This is a genomic window from Staphylococcus sp. HMSC34C02 (assembly GCF_001838705.1).
Classification (GTDB): Bacteria; Bacillota; Bacilli; order Staphylococcales; family Staphylococcaceae; genus Staphylococcus; species Staphylococcus borealis.
Genome location: NZ_KV838584.1, coordinates 1 through 20,241 on the forward strand (window position 1 = coordinate 1; position 20,241 = coordinate 20,241).

General features: G+C 33.0%; 17 protein-coding genes. 6 read left to right on the forward strand and 11 right to left on the reverse strand.

The window, feature by feature from the left end; genetic code table 11:
* The first annotated feature begins 229 nt into the window (after positions 1-229).
* The gene (locus HMPREF3239_RS07000) at positions 230-676 is read left to right on the forward strand and encodes a TspO/MBR family protein (RefSeq protein WP_239469288.1); all 447 of its coding nucleotides are present in this window, start codon (positions 230-232) and stop codon (positions 674-676) included.
* Between the two features lie 182 nt (positions 677-858).
* Positions 859-1,278 carry a MarR family transcriptional regulator gene (locus tag HMPREF3239_RS07005; RefSeq protein ID WP_070855160.1) on the forward strand — a complete coding sequence of 140 codons (420 nt, stop codon included), beginning with the start codon at positions 859-861 and terminating at the stop codon, positions 1,276-1,278.
* 188 nt (positions 1,279-1,466) lie between these two features.
* Here the strand turns inward: HMPREF3239_RS07005 and HMPREF3239_RS07010 are convergent, their stop codons facing one another.
* The 4 genes from HMPREF3239_RS07010 to HMPREF3239_RS07025 form a co-directional block, all read right to left on the reverse strand.
* Entirely contained in the window at positions 1,467-5,588 is a 4,122-nt protein-coding gene (locus tag HMPREF3239_RS07010; protein WP_070855161.1) for a GW dipeptide domain-containing protein, read from the reverse strand.
* A gap of 236 nt (positions 5,589-5,824) precedes the next feature.
* The gene (locus tag HMPREF3239_RS07015; RefSeq protein WP_070855162.1) at positions 5,825-6,247 is read right to left on the reverse strand and encodes a GNAT family N-acetyltransferase; all 423 of its coding nucleotides are present in this window, start codon (positions 6,245-6,247) and stop codon (positions 5,825-5,827) included.
* A 142-nt stretch (positions 6,248-6,389) separates the two neighbouring features.
* Positions 6,390-6,860: a DUF2538 family protein gene (locus tag HMPREF3239_RS07020; RefSeq protein ID WP_053029119.1), complete on the reverse strand. Its 471-nt coding sequence runs from the start codon at positions 6,858-6,860 to the stop codon at positions 6,390-6,392.
* Between the two features lie 18 nt (positions 6,861-6,878).
* Positions 6,879-8,135 carry an LCP family protein gene (locus HMPREF3239_RS07025; protein ID WP_070855163.1) on the reverse strand — a complete coding sequence of 419 codons (1,257 nt, stop codon included), beginning with the start codon at positions 8,133-8,135 and terminating at the stop codon, positions 6,879-6,881.
* Positions 8,136-8,596: 461 nt separating this feature from the next.
* On the opposite strand from HMPREF3239_RS07025, the gene HMPREF3239_RS07030 reads away from it, so the two are divergent.
* Positions 8,597-9,772, forward strand: a complete 1,176-nt coding sequence (locus HMPREF3239_RS07030; RefSeq protein WP_053029121.1) for a serine hydrolase domain-containing protein — start codon at positions 8,597-8,599, stop codon at positions 9,770-9,772.
* 217 nt (positions 9,773-9,989) lie between these two features.
* Here the strand turns inward: HMPREF3239_RS07030 and rihC are convergent, their stop codons facing one another.
* The 6 genes from rihC to HMPREF3239_RS07060 form a co-directional block, all read right to left on the reverse strand.
* Positions 9,990-10,889: a ribonucleoside hydrolase RihC gene (gene rihC, locus HMPREF3239_RS07035; RefSeq protein WP_070855164.1), complete on the reverse strand. Its 900-nt coding sequence runs from the start codon at positions 10,887-10,889 to the stop codon at positions 9,990-9,992.
* 141 nt (positions 10,890-11,030) lie between these two features.
* A complete protein-coding gene (gene qoxD / locus HMPREF3239_RS07040; RefSeq protein WP_053029123.1) occupies positions 11,031-11,321 on the reverse strand; it encodes a cytochrome aa3 quinol oxidase subunit IV in 291 nt (96 codons plus the stop codon).
* Positions 11,318-11,923, reverse strand: coding sequence for a cytochrome aa3 quinol oxidase subunit III (gene qoxC / locus HMPREF3239_RS07045; protein WP_011276175.1), 606 nt, complete (start codon positions 11,921-11,923; stop codon positions 11,318-11,320). Before qoxC ends, qoxD begins: the two co-directional genes overlap by 4 nt.
* Positions 11,913-13,901: a cytochrome aa3 quinol oxidase subunit I gene (gene qoxB / locus HMPREF3239_RS07050; RefSeq protein ID WP_053029124.1), complete on the reverse strand. Its 1,989-nt coding sequence runs from the start codon at positions 13,899-13,901 to the stop codon at positions 11,913-11,915. Before qoxB ends, qoxC begins: the two co-directional genes overlap by 11 nt.
* Complete coding sequence (qoxA, locus tag HMPREF3239_RS07055) at positions 13,901-15,025, reverse strand: cytochrome aa3 quinol oxidase subunit II (RefSeq protein WP_070855165.1); 1,125 nt, start codon at positions 15,023-15,025, stop codon at positions 13,901-13,903. The genes qoxB and qoxA overlap by 1 nt, the downstream gene beginning before the upstream one ends.
* Positions 15,026-15,319: 294 nt before the next feature.
* Positions 15,320-15,637, reverse strand: a complete 318-nt coding sequence (locus tag HMPREF3239_RS07060; protein WP_053029126.1) for a DUF5011 domain-containing protein — start codon at positions 15,635-15,637, stop codon at positions 15,320-15,322.
* Positions 15,638-15,898: 261 nt separating this feature from the next.
* Between HMPREF3239_RS07060 and HMPREF3239_RS07065 the strand changes: the two genes are divergently transcribed.
* Complete coding sequence (locus tag HMPREF3239_RS07065) at positions 15,899-17,044, forward strand: globin domain-containing protein (protein WP_070855166.1); 1,146 nt, start codon at positions 15,899-15,901, stop codon at positions 17,042-17,044.
* Between the two features lie 534 nt (positions 17,045-17,578).
* On the opposite strand, the gene folD is transcribed toward HMPREF3239_RS07065, so the two are convergent.
* A complete protein-coding gene (folD, locus tag HMPREF3239_RS07070; protein ID WP_053029128.1) occupies positions 17,579-18,436 on the reverse strand; it encodes a bifunctional methylenetetrahydrofolate dehydrogenase/methenyltetrahydrofolate cyclohydrolase FolD in 858 nt (285 codons plus the stop codon).
* 211 nt (positions 18,437-18,647) lie between these two features.
* Here folD and purE point away from each other — a divergent pair, with 211 nt between their 5' ends.
* Positions 18,648-19,130 (forward strand): 5-(carboxyamino)imidazole ribonucleotide mutase, encoded by a 483-nt coding sequence (purE, locus tag HMPREF3239_RS07075; RefSeq protein ID WP_053029129.1) that lies wholly within the window; start codon positions 18,648-18,650, stop codon positions 19,128-19,130.
* Positions 19,117-20,241, forward strand: coding sequence for a 5-(carboxyamino)imidazole ribonucleotide synthase (gene purK / locus HMPREF3239_RS07080; RefSeq protein ID WP_070855167.1), 1,125 nt, complete (start codon positions 19,117-19,119; stop codon positions 20,239-20,241). The genes purE and purK overlap by 14 nt, the downstream gene beginning before the upstream one ends.

The following is a 20,241-nucleotide window of genomic DNA, read 5'->3' on the forward strand; positions in this document are numbered from 1 at the left end:
AAAAGCTTGATTTAAGCGCCTTCTCAGTTCAGTCTGCTACTGCGAATTTGCAAAATAGCTGCATTATAGTATTTATGTCCAGGACTCCTTTGATATACATTTTATTTGATTTTAAGATAATTATTTCAACTATGAATATTATTTTTTGAATAGGGAAGAGGAAGTTAATAAGCAAAAGGAGAGGATTACCATTAATATATTAAAAAATACGTTTAAATTGTTACATCCAATGTTAGGTGGGAGTATCATTGGTCGAGTCATAGCGAAAGAATCAAAAGAGGATTATAACCAATTTAGAAAGCCACCATTTTCACCGCCTACAAAAGCTTTTCCAATTGTTTGGCCAATCTTATATGTACTCATGGGCGTTTCTTATTTACTCACTACGAAAAATAATGAACAGACGACTAAGATTAAAGTGACTCACTATAGTCAGTTAGCCTTAAATTATTTATGGTCAATACTATACTTTAAAAAGAAAGTTAGAGGCATTGCCTTTATTGAAAGTATGATGTTGTTTATCTCTGTCGTCGTTAATACAATTTCAATGTTTAAAATACATCGCATTGCAGGTTTATTACAAATTCCGTATGTCATGTGGTCTGCATTTGCAAGCTATTTAAATGCAGGTAATTATTTCCTTAATAAAGATAACCCGAACTATAAAAAACAATAGAAATGTCAAGCTCAAGCAATGTTTCGTTAAATTTCACGTTTGCCTTAATGGTGAGTTAAACTGAATGAAATTAAAATTGAATTATTGAGATATGTATTGTGACAAAATATTGAAAGTACATGACATATAAAAAAATCATAGTATAATAGTATTATCAATTACAAAAGTGGAGTAGAACAACAATGTATAATCAACTAGAAAAACTTATTACACTAACAAATAATGACCTGAATTTGGTTAACAGACGATTTGGACAACGCACGGACATTACAAATGATCAACTAGAATTATTGCGTATATTATATAGCTTTGATTGTTTATCACAATATGATTTAACGATGAAGATTAGCAGAGAACAATCTATTGTTTCTAGATGGATTAAGAAATTAGTTCAGAAAGGCTATATCACAAGTCAACAATCACATGAAGATTTACGTTGCAAAGACTTATGTCTAACAGAAGAAGCGCGTAATTTAATTCAACAAATCAATACTGCAAGATGTGAATTAATAGAAGCACGTTGCCAATGTCTAAGTAAAGAGGAAATACAAAGTCTAAATCAGTTATTAGACAAACTGAATAGCCGTCATATATATATTTAAGAAAATAAGCCATAACGTTTTAATGAATCTTGTTAGAAGATCATTTTAACGTTATGGCTTAATTTATGAGCATAGTAGAAGAATGATCGTTTACATTATTAAGGCTGGGACAAAATCAAATGTCCCAGCCTTAACTTTTCTAGTTTTTTAACCATTCTATCTTCCAGTTATTTGACTGAAGAATGTCATTATTTAGTATAACTTGTGATATCGAAGTATTTACCAACTGCTTTAATCTCACTGTATAGTTGTTTTAAATATTGAGCGTTGATATTAGCCCAGTTAATATCAGTTGCATATTGATGCGTAGCAGGGTGATCTGGATTCCAACGCATTTTGTATAATGTATTTTGTCCAGCTTTAATATAGTCTTTGCCTATAAATTTAGCACCACCAATAATAGCTTTAGATACTGAGTTCCAACCAGCTTGTTTAGCATAGTTAATGCCACTGTATAGTGGATTAGCATCGTATGCAGCTATACCAAATACGTTGTGATATTTTGTAGTACTCTTAGTAGTAACATAATTATTTACAATATTAGCACCTTTAGCTAATTGAGATTGACCATTACCTGTTTCAATTAACGCGTGTGCAACTAAGTAAATTTCATTAATACCTGAAGTGGCAGCCGCTTGACTGAATGCTTGTCCTTGATTCTCAAGTACACCTTTACCTTTAAGTAATTGGTTTAAACTTGCTACAGAAATGTTTTGTGGACGATCTAAACGTAAGAATTGGTACTTAAGTGTTTCATCTTTAGCTAATCGTTCAGGGTTCATCGCATTTTTAATTTCACTATAAGTAGCATTAGACCAACCATAACCGTTTCTTTGAACTTGTGGAGGTGCGCCATAAGCATTTTGTTGAAGTGACACAGCTTGATTTAAAGTTCTATATGATTTTGAATATTTAACTAATTCTTTCTTCAAATCAGTATCTTTAATCCATACATACTTACCATTGCTTAATTTACCATAATACCAAGTTTTACCATTGATGACTTTACGGTTCGTTACTTGGAAAATTTGTTCATTAAATGCTTTTAATGAAGTTGCTTTTACAGAGGTAGGATCATCATAATAAAAACCATTATAGTTATTAATAATGAATTCATATTGATACTTTTCACCAGTATTTGATGATGTATTAGATGATGTTAAGTCATCTTTAGCAATCCAACCTGTTTTACCATTAACAGTACCATATAAGTAAGATGTATTGCCTACAACAACAGATTTAGATACTTTAAATGATTGATTAGCTAAGTCTTTATTGTCTAAACGTTGTTGATTTGTACCCCATGCGATTGAGTAAAGTCCATTATTTTTATTATTAATTTTGTATGTGCCTGATGTTTTTTGTACAGAACTTGAATTTTGAATATTTAAGTCCTTAACATTAAACCAACCTAAAGGTGTATTTTGTGTCGTGTTTTGAAGTAACACATACGTATTACCATTAACTGTTTTTTCTTTAGAAACATTGAAAGTACGATTTGCATATTTAGACGCATTTTTACCAGTTTTATCATAAACAGTTGCGTGTGCACCACTGTTATTTGCATTAACTTGAGCTACTTTAGACACTGTTTGTGTTGAAGATGTAGATGGTTTAGTAGCTTTTGTATTCATTGCAATCTTAGCGTTTACTTTAGGTGCTTGTTGCACATCAGTTGATTTAATCCAACCCCAAATATTATTGATTACACCATGTAGGTATGTTTCATTTCCTACTTTAAGGTTATCAATTGATTTTAATTGTTTGCCACTAGATGGAACTGTAGCTTTAACTTGTTTAGCTGTTCCCCAAGGTGTGTCATAAATATTGGCATTACCTTTAATATTGTAATAAGTGGCAGTTGTCTTGGTAGGTGTTGAAGACTTAACAGTAATTTCTGAAGCCGGAATCCAACCTCTTGAAGTATTACCATTATAATCAGAAATTAAGTAATAATCTTTATTGTTTAACGTAGCTTTCTTAGTGATGTTATACGTCTTACCACCAAGCGTAGCATTTGCTTTTGCGTTCTTATCATAAACAGTTGTATATGATCCTTTATTCTTAGTAGAAACTTGACCTAAAGTATTTTTAAGGTTAGACACTTTTAATGTGTTGTCTACTGCTGGTGTTTTACTGCCTGATGTTGGTTTAGTTATATCAGTTAGGAAAGCTTTGCTAACCCATCCATTTTTACCATTTAATGAACCAAATAAATAAGTGGATTGGCCTACTTGTTGTGATTTTGTTGCTTTAAATGGTGCAGTATTTGATTTAGAAACCGTTCCAGCTACTTGATTATAATTACCCCAAGGTACTGTATATAATGTAGTACCAGATTTAATATTGTATGATTGGTTAACTTTTACAGGTGATTTTACAGTGTTATAAATCGTTTCACCTTGTTTAACCCAACCGTATACTTTACCGCTATTATAGTCAGATACTAAATAGTATTTGTCTTTGCCAAGTGTAGCAGATTTAGTAACAGATAGAGTGTTATGCACTTGATTTGTAGCTTTACCTTTAGCATCATAAACGGTTGTGTATAAGCCACTATTATTTGTTTTAATTTGAGCTAGTCCAGTATTAGCATTAACAGTTAATTTAGGTGATGTAGTAGTTGAACCACTATTACTTGAGCCACCTTTATTTGTATTAGATGAACCGCTATTACTTGAAGTTGTACCCCAAGGTGCGACTTGACCCGTTTTGATTAAATATTTTTCATTAATTAAATCATATAATTCGTTATAAGAATAGTTATGATTTTGTAAATAAGCGTGTGGATCTGAATGATCCGTGCCACCTAAGAAACGGCTGATAGCATAGTGTGTCCATACGGTACCTTGACCGTCATTCTCAGCACTGTTAGGTTTTAAACCGTAATATTGTAATTGTGTTGCAGCATAATCTGCATAGTTATTCATTGACTTAGCAAATGAAACATAGTCATGTGTATGCACAATTTCAACATTGATGAAACGATTATTAGCTTGCGGACCTGCACCCCATGATAAGTAGTCAGTAGGGGCAGTTTCAATGATACGGTTGCCATCAACAAATGCATGAACAAATGCTGAATTGTAATTATTTTTCATATAATTAATTTCGCCATCAATTGTTGAATTATCATTAGCAGTATCATGAACTACAATACCTTCAGGTCGACCTACACCATTACGATAGCCATATTTAGGGAAGTATGATGAATAATTTTCTTCAATCTTAGGTGCTTGTAAGTTATTTGAACGAATATAATTGTTAATTGATGAACTAACTTGTGGTTTATATTTTGGTAACGATGATGTCGTTGCTCTAGCAGCATAACGTTTTACTGTTTTTACGGGTGTTGCTGAACCACCTTTGCCACCAACTGATCTAAATCCAGAATAACCCGATTGCGCGTTGTGTGTTGCTGACGTTTGAGTAGCATTCGTTGAAGCTTTCGTTGTTGCTTTTGTTGAAGCTTTTGTCGTTGTTGTATTTTCAGAATTAGCTACTTTCGACGATTTAGCTTGCGCTACATTTGATTGCGTAGCATTTGTCGCGTTATCACTATAAGTACTAATGTTCTCAGTATTAGTTTGTTTATGCTCTGTTTGTTGCTTTGATTGAGCTGCTTGATTAGATTGAGTTGGAGTAACAGTTGATTGATTTGTATTATTTTTATTTGATGAAGTTAAACGTGCTGTTTGTTGTGAACTTTCATCAATTGTATTATTTTGGTTTTTAACATCTTGTGTAGCTTCTTGGTTTGTATTCGCAGACGTACGCTCATTTGTTTGTTGTTCAGATACTTCTGAAACATTTACAGAAGCTTGTGATGTTTGATTATTCGTATTCACATTATTTTGCGTTTGAGTCGTATTCTCTTTTTGGTCTACTTTGTTTAATGTTGATGCTTGTTGTTCATTGTTTTGAACTTTAGCTGACGTACTATTTGAATCTGCTGTATTTGTATTAGCTGTATTTTGTTTTTGTGCACCTTGTTGATTTTGTGATGACGTATCAACTGTATTTAAGTTATCTAATTTAGCATCGTATGTTTTACTTGCTGTAGCAACAGATGCTTTTACATTTTCAGGATTTTGATATGTTTGTACACCTGAAACATTTTGTGCTGAATTCGTTACTTCTTTTTTAGCCTGTTCAGCATTTTTTATATTTTGTTGATCGTCAATCACATTATTTGTGTTATTAGAATTTTGATTCGTTTCAGCTGCATGTGCTTGTTGTGTTGTAAATGCAGCACCAAATAAAGTGATTGCAATCATGGAAGGAAATTTTAAATTAAACTTTTTGGTCATATTGTTACTCCTCGTTATTAGTATAGTTACAATTCCATTATAGTATTTTAAAATTTGCTATGATTTGATTTAACTTATTTGTAAACTAACTTTAATACTTTCTTACTTATATTAAACAAATTATGAATTTACTAAGGGGTTAGCGGGGTAGAATTAATAATTAAAAGCACATTTATCAAATAGGTTAACGAAATTAAAAAATTACATATAATACATGTAATTTGAATGTACCCTGTTTATATATTCTTATACATTTTGATATGATCGATATTTTCTTCAATAAAAATGTCGCCTGTTGACATATAACCTAGTTTCTCGTAAAAACCTTGTGCCTGTACTTGTGCATTTAATACTAATTGTTGATATCCTTGATCTTTCGCAAAACGTTCGATGGCGTGCATTAAAGTTTTACCATATCCATCTTTTCTATAATCTTTTAGAATAGCAACTCTCTCTACTTTAGCAGCGTCATTATATGGTCTAAACCTTGCACATGCAAATGGCATATGATTTGTATTATACCCAATAACATGTGTTGAACTTTCTTCAAATGAATCTAATTCATTTTCCAAAGGAACACCTTGTTCTTTTACAAATACTTCTTGTCTTATGTAAAAACAATCTGATAACATGTCTTTATTTTTTACGATTTCAAACATTTCAAAGCCCCCTATAGATATAATTATTAAAAATTTAAAAAATTCAAATTAAAAAAATTATAAAGTTATTCTATCTGATTTATATACAGAAAAAATCTCCTTTTTACAAACAATAAGTAAAAAGGAGTAGGAATATCGTTTTTTATAATGCTTCTTGGCGAACAATGGCGCTATATTGCCAAAATATTCTCATTTGAGCAATATTCCAGTTATTCATGCCCATTGTGTAGCCTGAAGGTTTAAATATGTTAACATCAGTCACTTCTAATGCTGCAGCAATGAGATATTGAAGAGGTACGCTAATACTTTGCATTGTCTCGGTGATACCATTCTCATTGTAGACCCAAGAGAATGGTAAATCTGATTCAAAAACATCCACTTTATTGAAAATTTCAGGTAGGGCAAGAATATAACATGCGCCATTTACAATAGGGTTAATTGAATTCTCACCGTAGTAAACTAAAAGGGCTTCATAATTTTCGCGATGTTCGTGGTTTACGTAAAAGAACTCACTTCTGAATAAAGCCATGTCTTTGCTATGAATAATTTGTTGCTCTAAAACATTGAACATGCCGTTAATGTTAGCAGCTTTTTCATATGTTTTACGTGACATAGTATGTGATCCTCCCAATTAATATAATTGATTCGTTTGATTTTGGTTGTTATTAAATGAATCGGATTGATTTGTCTGATTAAAATTGTTGGTTTGATTGTAATTATCGTTTTGCGTAGTACCCTGACTATTTTGGTCATAACCACCGTATGAATTTGAATTATCTGTTTCTGTTGACTGTGTTTCAGTTGTATTTTCAGTACTATCATCAGTAGAAGATGTATCTTTTTGATTATTTTTCAATAATGACTGATCAAGAGGTGTAAGTGGTACTAGTGTGCCGTAATGTTTAATTACACGTTGATCTAAGAAATCATCCTTATCTGTTATTTTAGATAGTCCTAAATCAGAACGCAATATATTTGAATATTTCATAATATTACTTACGCTCGGATTGTAATAGTAAATGTTTTGTAGGTAATCATCTTCACCTTTAAGTTGAGATGTTTTAAATTCAATGTCATCAGATAAATACATAGATGCGAGTGATTTAATTTCAGAAGCGGTTAAATTATGTTTGGCATTTTTTCCGACAATTTGTACTAAGTCATCTAATTTATCGTATGAATCTAAACTTTTAGCTTTTTGGAATAGCAATTTAATTAAATCCATTTGTCTTTCGCCGCGTTTTAAGTCAGAGTCATGGTGTCTTGTTCTTGCAACAGCTAACGCTTCGTCACCGTTCAGTTTTTGGTATCCTTTTTTTATTTTAATTCTACCACTGTCGTCTGTATTTGGTTCATTTAAGTCATAAGGAACGTCGTAATAGATCCCACCAAGTTCATCTACTGCTTCAACAAACGCATCCATATTCACACGTACATAGTAATCAACTGGAACATTTAGAGTAGCTTCGACAGAATCCATTGCAGCTACAGGACCACCATAAGCATGTGCATGCGTTATTTTATCGTAATAACCAACTTTAGGAATGTAGCTAATCGTATCACGTGGGATACTCAGTAAGCGAATTTGACGTTTGTCAGGACTAAAGGTAGAAAGAATCATTGAATCTGTTCTAGAGTGTTCCGTAGTTTGGCCATTTTTTCGGCGACCTTCATTATCATCGATACCTAAGAATAAGATTGATACGGCGTCTTTAGAAGGATTTACTTTACCTTCTCGAATGCTCGACTGACGTTTTGAATCAGTCTTATCATAAGAGTCTTGCATTGCACTTTCAGAAGTTTTGTACAAATTGATGATAAAAATTACAGGAACAACGATTAATACTAATGTGAGTAGCATCATAAAATATTTTAAAAATCGGTTCATAGCATTTGCTCCTATACATATTATCTTTTATAAGTGATTTTATAATTCGAAAAATAAACACAACTATGTGCTTGTTTAAGCAAAATCATAAAAATCAAAGATAAAGTTTTTAGTTTTCGTAATTTGTTTATAGTCAAAGGTGTTAAAATGAATTGAATTAATATGTTCTATACTCTCATAGCCTTAAATTGTATTACTTTTTGGAGAAAATTACAACTTTAATTTTAATACAAGATTTACATAATTAAAATAAAATTAAAAAAAGAGATTTCGTTGCATTAATCTATACTTTATCATACTAAAGTATGATGAATTTAAAAATGATGCGTGTATGATTAAAGAAAGATGAATTCAATGATGTTGTGTTATATAATATAAAATGTTGAATGAATAAAAAAATAATATAGATAGAATAGTTTTTGATTTAGACACGCTTCTATTTTAGATGTAAGAGGGACCTCATGAAAAATAACAAATTAAAAATTATAGCTTTTATTTTAGTATTAATCGTATTAGTGCTTCTCGTCATATTATTTGTCGTTAAAGTGACTAATTACAGTATTAAAGATAGTGCATATAATAATGTGAACGATAATAAGACTTATATTGAACATAGAGATAAACACCACAAAAAGGCGCCTAAGTTAAAAACGGTTCAAGCGGATGATCATAGTATTAAACAAATTAATACATATTTAAAGAATGTTCATTTTAATGGATCGATTACAGTTTTAAAAGATGGGAAGTTAATGCTTGATAAAGGCTACGGTTACCAAAATTTGGGTAGTAAGAAAAAGAACAACACAAATACGATGTATTTAATTGGCTCAGCACAAAAATTTACTACTGGCTTAATACTCAAGCATTTAGAATTATCAAACAAAATAAATATGAATGATTCTGTTACGAAATATCTACCTTGGTTCAAGACAAATAAAACCATTACCCTGAAAGATTTAATGTTACATAGAAGTGGTTTATATAAATTTAGTGCTAATCCAGATACTAAAAGTTTAGATGGAGCAGTACACGATATTCAAAGAAGAGGGATCAACAATAAGTATTATCATAAACATTTATATAATGATGCGAATTATTTAGTATTAGCACAGGTTATCGAATCAGTCACACATCAATCTTATGTAGAAAATTACTATAAATATTTAGCTGAACCTTATCACTTAGAACACAGTGCTTTCTTTAATGAAAAGCCTTTTAAAGAGAATATGGCTACGGGTTATAAAGTTAAAAATAATAAATTAAAAAAGATGAAACCTAATATTTTAGAGCAATACTACGGTGCTGGGAATTTATACATGTCTACGCATGATATGGCACGATTAGTTAATGACTTACAGCAAAACAATATTTTTAATCAAACGGTGACAACCTCATTGCTTCAAGAAATTGGAAGTACTAAATACCCAGAGTCATATAGATATGGATTCTATGCGACACCACAAGTCAATCGAATTAATGGTGTATTTTTTGGTCAAATATTTACTGTGTACTTTAATAAAGACTACATTATTGTATTAGCGACTAATAAAGTTGATAATGCTAAGCTATCCAATGAGTCGACGATTTCACATATTTACTATCAATTATTAGGTCAAAATATTTATGAAACGAAGTAACTAAAGTCGTGCATTTGAGGCAACGTTAACCTATAGGGCTATATAATATCGATATTAGCTGGCTAGAGTGAGAGGACCTTTAAATTAAGTTTTATCAACTTTAGTTATCCTTATTGGAGAAGGGCCTAATAATAGGAAGGACATAAAAATATTCCAAAAATAAATTGGGAGTGGAGAAACGAAATCATATTGAAGTCGTTCTTCACTCCCATAGTTTTTATTTAAGTGTGTTTTTGAATATGGAAAGGTAGTTATCATTTAAACTTGATGTAACGATTGTACAGTTTGGATATGGAGAATCAAAATCGACAACTGTAGCACCTCTAGTCAGTGTGCCTTGTAGTTCGATTTGTACATCAGCCAGATGTGTTTCGTAACTTTCTGTGTCGAGTAGATAGAGTACAGTAAAGACGTCATATAATTTTAACCCTTGAGCAAAATCCTTTTCTCTATAATGTTGAAAGAGTTGATAAAGCATTGCACTTGTTCGACTCATATGTTCGAATGACGCTAGATAATCATGCGTTAATAAAGATTGTCGCGCTAAATCAAGGCCAATCATTGTGATAGGGAGGCCACTATTAAACACAATATGAGCTGCTTCAGGATCGCTATAAATATTAAATTCAGCAAGCGGCGTTACATTACCTCGTCCAGCGCTACCACCCATTAAGACAATTTCCTTAATAAAATCTTTAACTTCTGGAAATGTACTTATTAATAAAGCAATGTTCGTCAGTGGTCCTAGAGCAACGATTGTGATAGGGGTGTCTGTTTGTAAGAGAATATCTCTCATTGCAGTTATTGAATTAGTTGATGCTAATTGATTTATTGATATAGAAGGGAAGTCATAACCATCCATACCACTTTCTCCATGAACATGACTAGCATCAATAACCTTACTTATTAATGGTTTTGTAGCACCTCTATGAACGGGTACGTCACTGTTGAAGAAAGTTTTTAATTTTAGCGCATTTGCAGTCGTTTTTTCGATACCAACATTTCCGTTAACAGTAGATATCATTTTAACATCAAAAGATGGATGTAATAGGGCGACACTTAATGCAGCTGCATCATCAATACCTGGGTCTGTATCTATAATTAATGGTAAACGCATTATTCAATTCATCTCCTATATAATGATTGGTTTAATATAAAGATAACTTATCTAAGATAGTAAATGAAAGTATAAAGAAAGAACCTGTTTGAAACGCTAAGGCGTTTCATAACAGGTTCTTTTAGTGAGATAAATATTAAATTATAAGTGGTGAGAATGTCCACCTTGCATAACCCAATACGTACCAACAACAGTCACTAATGTGATGATAATCGCAAAGATAACTTTGAACGATTGTACTTGACCATCTTTACCTTCAGTTAAGTGCATGAACATTAATAATTGAACTGCAGCTTGAATAAATGCAAAGCCAAAGATGATTGTTGTTTTAGCATGGAATGTCATGTTTGTGTATAGAGTTACGAAAACTGCTAATAACGTCAAGACGATTGAGGCTATAAAGCCAACTGTATGTTTTACGATTGTATTCATCCGCTATACACCATCCCTATCATATATACGGCAGTAAAGATGAAGATCCAAACAACATCTAAGAAGTGCCAGTATAAACTTACGATAAATAATTTTGGAGCATTGTATTTATTAAGACCACGTGTAGCTACTTGGATTAATAAACAAATGATCCAGCCAATACCTAATGAAACGTGGGCACCATGTGTACCTAATAGGATGAAGAAACTAGACCAATAAGATCCAATTTGTGGTGTTACACCTTCAGAAACATAGTGAGCGAATTCGTAAATTTCGAATCCAACGAACACTAAACCTAAAAGTACTGTAAGAATCATCCAAAACATCATTAAGTTTTGTTTTTCTTTACGCATGTAATAAATTGAAATACCACATGTGTAAGAACTGATTAATAAGGCAAATGTCATAATTAATACAAGCGGTAACTCGAATAATTCAGTTGTCATTTTGCCTGCGTAATCGCCACCATGTTGCAACGTTAATAACGTTGCAAATAAGGTGCCGAATAACGAGAATTCGGCTGTAAGGAAAATCCAGAAGCCAAGTTTATTTAATTGACCTTCGTGCGTACGTGAATCAACAGTATTTGTATCATGACTCATGACCTACAGCCTCCCTTTCTTTAATACGAGCTTCTCTTAAGCGAGCTTCATTTTCAGCAACTTCAGAAGCAGGGATATGATAACCATGATCTTGAACGAAACTTTGGTAAACTAATGAACCAAGAATACCTACTAAACAAATTATAGCAGGGACGATCGTTTCAAAGATTAAGAAGAAACCACCTAATAACATGAATATACCCATAAACACACCAGTATGTGTATTGTTTGGCATATGAATGTCTTTATAGTTATGGTTATCTAAATAATGACGACCATGTTCTTTCATATCAACAAATGTATCATAGTCATTCCAATCTGGAGTGATAGCAAAGTTGTATTTAGGTGGAATTGCAGAAGCAGTTGACCACTCTAAAGTACGTCCAAGACCATCCCAGTTATCTCCAGTAGCTTCACGTGGAGCTTTGATATGACTGTATACGATGCTTGCTACTAAGAATAGGAAACCAACAGCCATTAATAATGCACCAATAGTAGAGATTACGTTTAATAACCACCAACCATCAGAAGGCATGTAAGTGTATAAACGACGAGGCATTCCGTCTAATCCAAGAATGAATTGTGGTAAGAAACATACGTTAAATCCAATCATGAATAACCAGAAACACCATGCATTTAATTTTTCGTTTAATTTGTAACCCATCATCTTAGGATACCAGAAGATTAAACCAGCTAGGCAGGCAAATACTACACCAGTAACCAATGTATAGTGGAAGTGAGCTACTAAGAAATAAGTATTATGATATTGATAGTCAGCTGATGCCATCGCTAACATTACACCAGTAACCCCACCTAATAAGAAGTTAGGGATGAAGGCTAATGAGAATAGCATAGGTGACTCGAACGTAATACGTCCTTTATACAATGTTAATAACCAGTTGAAGAGTTTAACTCCGGTAGGTACACCGATTAACATTGTTGAAATTGAGAAGAATGAGTTGATTAAAGCACCATTACCCATTGTGAAGAAATGGTGAACCCAAACTAAGAAACTTAAGAATGCGATACCAGCAGTTGCCCACACCATGCTTTGGTGACCGAATAAACGTTTACGAGCAAATGTTGGAATAATTTCAGAGTAAATACCAAATGCAGGCAAGATAACGATATAAACCTCAGGGTGCCCCCATACCCAGAAGAAGTTTGCCCATAACATTGGCATACCGCCATCAGCAACTGTAAAGAATGCAGTTCCAAAAATGCGGTCAGCTGTCATTAATGCAAGTACAATTGTGAATACTGGGAACGCAAGAATTACGATTAAAGTCGTAATAAATGTAGTTACAGTAAACATTGGCATTTGCATGAATTTCATTGTTGGTGTTTTACATCTAAGTATTGTTACAAAGAAGTTAATACCAGTCATTAATGTACCAATACCTGAAATCTGTATAGCGATTAGGTAATAGTTAACACCTGGGCCTGGACTAAATTCACCAGCTAATGGTGCATAGTTTGTCCAACCAGCTGCTGGTGATCCACCAATAATGAATGAAAGGTTGAATAAAATCATACCAACAAAGAATAACCAGAAACTAATGTTATTCATAACTGGGAACGCCACATCACGAGCCCCAATTTGTAGTGGAACAACTACGTTCCATAAACCAAAAATGAATGGCATAGCCATAAAGATAATCATGATAACGCCGTGCGTACTGAAGATTTCGTTATAGTGGTTTGATTCCAAGAAAGTATTATCTGGAATTGTTAATTGTGTACGTAAAAGTAACGCATCAATACCACCACGGACGAACATAAGTACAGCACAAATTAAATACATTAAACCGATTTTTTTATGGTCTACGGATGTGAACCATTCTTTGTAAAGATATTTCCATAACTTGAAGTAAGTAATTACTGCAATTAAACCAATAACTAGGAATGGCGCACCGATTTGTGCCATTGTAATCATCCAGTTACCTTTAACGAGTAATTGATCCCATGGAAAATTCATTAATGTCCACCTCCATGATCATTGTCTGCTTTGCTACCAAATTTAGACGCATTTTCGTCTTTCGCGCTTTTACTGATTTTTTCCATTTCCTTAGCGTTATGATCCTCTTCTTTCTTGAATTCATTATCATAAGGATCATTGTTACCAAGAATCATAGGTTTCATACCATGACGCTTATAGTTAGCGTTAGTGATTTGAACCTTACGAGCTGGTTTCTGTGGTTTATCAGTAGCATCTTTGTACAAGTCTTCTTCAGCTACAAAGTTAGGATCTTTTTGAACATAATTATAACGTTTGTAAGCGTAGAAAATGTACTCTGGATCAGCTGCAGGGTCAACGAATGCCATATGCGTACCATTGAATGTCAATTCTTTATTAGGTGTACTTGGTAAGAGTTGTTTATCAAACTCATCTTGGCTAAGTGTTTGCTTGCTCTTAGCATCTTTAACCCAAGAATCGAATTCACTTTGGTCTACAGAGTGAACTTTAAACGTTTGGCGAGAGAAACCTTCACCATTGAAGTTAGAGTTACGTCCTCTGAAAGTACCTGTTTCATCGGCTTGTAAAGTCCAATTCATTGTCATGCCAGTCATGGCATATTTTTGACCACCTAATTGAGGAATCCAGAAACTTGTCATCGTATCCATAGCTTGCAATTTGAAGACTACAGGACGATTTTTAGGAATAGTTAATGTATTCACTGTTTCTACTTTTTGTTCTGGATAAGCAAAGAACCATTTGTATCCAGCACTTACTGCGTATACAACCATTGGATCTTCCTTACTTTCTGGTGGTTTCTCATAATCGTATAAAGTTTTAACTGTTGGAATAGATAAAGCAATAACGATAATGATAGGTACCACAAACCAAATTGTTTCAATTAAAGAATTGTGGTGCATCTTACCAGTTTCGCTGTTTTTATTGTAGCTATACTTGAAAATAAAAATAGCGAACATGGTAAGTACAACAGCAACAATAACAAGCATGAAGATGATTGAATAAATAATCAGGAACTTCTGACTACTTGCTACTGGCCCTTTTGCATTAAATACTTCTACATTCGAACAACCACTAAGTAAAATTAGCGTGCCGAACATTAGAAGCAAAGACTTAAATTTTGACACTTTTTTGACCTCCTAATACTACAAATGTAGGGCTTATCATTAATTTTAGTTTATTACGCGATATTTACAAGTACTTATCCAAAAAAAATTATAAATATATATAGGAAACAACTAGCAACAATAGGAATGACGGGGAATGTAAGATTTGTTAAAATTATGTGTCTATTCTGTGAAAAATGACAAATTTAAGTGAAATACGCATGTAGTTGAGAAACGTTATCATTTTCAGTGTTTTCAAGGGTTCTAGACATAAAAAAAGATGAGACATTTCATCTCATCTCAAAATTGTCATCATTACTTAACTTCTATGTATCGCGTAGAAGTTTCTTTAGCTCCATCTGAATCAATGACGTTATATTTGACTTTATATTTACCTACTTTAGAAGTATCAACATGACCATCAACAGTAATTTTATGCGTTAAATCGCCATCTTCTTTATCATAGGCACTAATTCCATTAAGTAGATTATAGTTTTGGCCTTTTTCAATTACAATATCATTCACGCCTCTAAGTTCAGGAGAGTGATTTGTAGTAGCTTCTGCACTTAAGTTGGGGGTAACTAGAGTTGCGGAGACGCCTAGCGCTGAAAGTGACTGGATTAGTTTATTCATTAAGTTAACCTCCGTTAAAATAAAGTCATTGAGTAATTTAATTAAACTATACAATATATTCTGACAATAAACATCATACTATAGTCTTAATATATCGTATTATTTTACGAATTTAAATGATAAGAAGAAAAATATATATTAAGATTATGTAAAATGAACGTTTTGTGAATTTAAGTACATTTGATTTAAAAAATCTCAATTTTGAAATAGAATGAATTAAGAAATGGTTTGAAATATTTAACTAAATGGGAGTGACTTTTCATGTTAAATGAAAAAGAAAAAGGCATTATTAAAGAAACAGTACCAGTATTACAAGACAAAGGCACTGAGATTACATCATATTTTTACAATAGAATGTTCAACCAACATCCAGAATTGAAAAATATGTTTAACCAAACGAACCAACAGAAAGGGTTCCAATCAACTGCATTAGCACAAAGTGTTTTAGCAGCAGCAGTGAATATTGATAATTTAGGTAATATCATGCCAGTTGTTAAAGAAATTGCCTATAAACATTGTGCTTTACAAGTTCCACCTGCAGGTTACGATATTGTCGGAGAAAATTTAATCGAAGCAATTAAAGCTGTTGTAGGTCTTGAAGATGATCATCCTATTATTCAAACTTGGAAAAAAGCTTACCAAGAAATTGCTGATGTGTTTATTCAAGTAGAAAAAGATATTTATGCTGAAATGCTTTGGGATGGTTTCAAACCTTTTGAAATCGAAAAAATTGAACAATTGTCTTCAGATATTAAAGCATTCACAGTTAAATCTACTGATTATGATTTAAGTCAATTCACACCGGGTGAATATATCACTGTTGACGTAAGTAGTGAAAAATTACCTTATCGCGCAAAACGTCATTACTCAATCGTATCAGGAGAAAAAGAACGTTTAACATTTGCTGTTAAACGTGATGTAACTACTAATCATGAAGGTGAAGTTTCAACTATCTTACATGATGAATTAAAAGAAGGGGACACAATTAACTTGTCTGCTCCAGTTGGTCCATTTGCAGTTGCAAATCCAGAAAAACCACAACTATTTATTGGTGCAGGTATCGGTGTTACACCTCTAGTTTCTATGTTTGATGAAGTAGTAGCTAAAGACAGCAAAGCTCAATTTGTTCAAGTTACTGGGGACATTAACGATACACCGTTCACTTCACATTTAGAAGCTATTAGCCAAAAATCAGACAAAGCAAATTATGAACTTTATGATAGAGAAAAAAATGGCTATTTAACTAAAGACTATCTTGAAAACTATTTAAGCAATGATACTGAAGTATATGTATGTGGCGGTGCTAAGTTCATTCAATCTGTAATTGAAGTATTAAAAGCATTAGATGTGGATCAAAGTCACATCCATTATGAAACATTCGTACCAAAATTAAGTGTTACAGTTTAATAAGAATAATGGATGCTAAGACATGCTACATTACTGGATTAATGCAAGACGTATAATTATTTTATAGTGTAGTTTCTAATATATAAGGCACCTCTTTAATTTAGTGTTGAAATGATTACTAAATTATATGAGTGTGCCTTAATTTTTTTAAGAATTTCTTTACGACCCAGCCCTCTAGGCAAGCGTCTCAACTTAAGTGAAATGAAAATCCATCCAAGAGCTACTTTAGAAACAGCACCCCAGGAACGCGAAGCAACTTATGTGAGTGATTATCTATCTAAGATCGCCTTTAGAGGACTACAGGCTGAAGCTGTCCCATAAGAAGGGCCCCAACACAGAGAAACTGATTTAATCAGTTTCTACAAGCAAAGCACGTTGGGCAAGCAAGCCAACAATACTCCGTATTGTAAATAAAGAAACCAGTCAATGCGTTTGTTAAAACGCATTGACTGGCTATTTCTCTAGGAATGATGTCCTAGCCATTTCAATTTAATTATTCTAATAACATAAGACTTAAGTCAAAGTGAAGCCTTCTTATTCAATGCCACGACGCATTTTTTCAGCTAATAGTGTGTTGTTAAGCACCATAGTGATTGTTAATGGGCCAACACCACCTGGAACTGGTGTGATAGCTCCAGCAATTTCTTTAACTTCTTCAAACTCTACGTCACCTTTTAATTTACCATTTTCATCAGGCGTATTACCAACATCAACAATAACTGCGCCTTCTTTAACATCATCTTTAGTAACTAAGCCTGGTTGACCTACAGCACTAACAATGACATCAGCGTCTTTTAAATGACTATGCATGTCTTTAGTACGTGAATGTAAGATAGTTACAGTAGCGTTAGCTTGTAATAATAATTTAGATACTGGTTGACCAACGATATGGCTACGGCCAATTACAACCGCATTTTTACCTTCTAAATCAATATCAGCATGTTTAAGAATTTCCATAATACCTAATGGTGTACATGGAACAAAAGTTTGCTCATCAATATATAATTTACCGATATTTGAAGGGTGGAAGCCATCAACGTCTTTTTCAGGATTAATCGCTTCTAAGATTTTTTGTTCACTTACTTGTTTAGGAAGTGGTACTTGAACTAGAATACCGCTAACTGAATCATCATTGTTTAAACGATCTAATTCTTTTAATACATCCTCTTCAGAAGTATCTTCCTCTAAATGAACAATTTCAGAAATCATGCCGATTTTTTCAGCAGCTTTCTTTTTAGAGTTTACATAGCTTTGACTTGCACCATCATTACCAACTAAGATAACTGATAATTTTGGTGTATAACCTTTTTCTTTTAATGCTTCGACTTGATTTTGTAAACCTTGTCTATAGTCCTTAGAAATTTGTTTCCCATCTAAAATTTTTGCAACCACAAAAAATTCCTCCTTGTTTGTTTTAATCATAACTATACCTTAACTTTAAAACTGTATTCTCGTCAATTGATAGCCAAAAGACGTAAATTAAAGATAAAAATTAAGTTAAAGTTCGATTTTTAATTGAAAAAGCATCGCATGATTGTTATGCTATATCTGTAATATACAACTAATCGTATCTAAATTTCAAACTTTTGAAAGGGTGTACAACGTGAAAGTAGCGGTAATTATGGGTAGTTCTTCAGATTGGAAGATTATGCAAGAAAGTTGTGCGATGTTAGACGAATTCGAAATACCGTACGATAAGAAAGTGGTTTCGGCACATCGTACGCCAAAATTAATGTATGAATTTGCCAGTCAAGCACAGAAAAATGGCTATGATGTCATCATTGCTGGAGCAGGTGGCGCAGCGCATTTACCGGGAATGGTTGCATCAATGACAACATTACCTGTGATAGGTGTACCAATAGAATCGAAAAGTTTAAAAGGTCTGGATTCATTATTATCAATTGTTCAAATGCCTGGTGGTATTCCAGTAGCTACAACTGCAATTGGAACGGCAGGTGCTAAAAATGCTGGCATATTGGCTGCAAGAATATTAAGTATTGGCAACGAAACAGTTCGTCATCATTTAGAACAATATGAGCAAAGTCTAGTAGATAAAGTTGGTGAAATGCAAAATGAACTTCAATAAATTAAAGTTCGGTGACACTATTGGCATTATTGGTGGAGGTCAATTAGGTAAGATGATGGCTCAATCAGCACAGAAAATGGGTTTCAAAGTCATTTGTTTAGATCCTAACCCTGACAGTCCATGTAAACCTGTTGCTCATGAATTTATCACTGCTGCTTATGACGATGAAAAAGCGTTACATGAACTTGGCGAAAAATCTGATGTCATTACTTATGAGTTTGAAAATATTTCTGCTGAGCAACTTAATCGCTTAACGCAACAATTCAATATTCCTCAAGGCTATCAAGCAATTCAATTATTGCAAGACCGATTGACTGAAAAACAAACATTAGAACAAGCTGGTTCTAAAATTGTTCCATTTTTATCTATAAAAAGTGAAGAAGATTTAAATGACGCTATTCATACATTAGGCTATCCATTTATAGTCAAAACGCGATTTGGTGGATATGACGGCAAAGGACAAGTCTTAGTTAAAGATGAAACAGCGCTCCAAGAAGCTAGAGCACTTATTAAGAATCAAGAGTGTGTAGCAGAACAATATCTTGATATTTCACTTGAAGTTTCGTTAACAGTTACCATTGGCAATCACAAACAAATTACGTACTTCCCACTACAAGAGAACGAACATCGTAATCAGATTTTGTTTAAAACCATTGTGCCTGCACGAACTGACAAGGAACAAGAAGCGAGAATTGAAGTGAATAAGATTATTGATCAAGTTCATTTTGTAGGTACATTCACAGTTGAATTCTTTATCGATAAATCAAATCATTTGTATGTAAATGAGATCGCACCGCGTCCACACAATTCAGGACATTATTCTATTGAAGCCTGTGATTATTCACAATTTGATACGCATATTCTTGCTGTTACAGGTCAAAAGCTACCAGAACAAATCGAAATCTTAAAACCAGCAGTCATGATGAATTTGTTAGGACGAGACTTAGATTTATTAGAAGAACAGTTTTCAAGTCATCCTGAATGGCATGTGCACATTTATGGCAAATCAGAACGCAAGCCTGACCGTAAAATGGGACATATGACCATTTTGACGAATGATTTAAATGAAACTGAGAAAGACATGCTCAAACAGTTTGAAGGGAGAGAATAG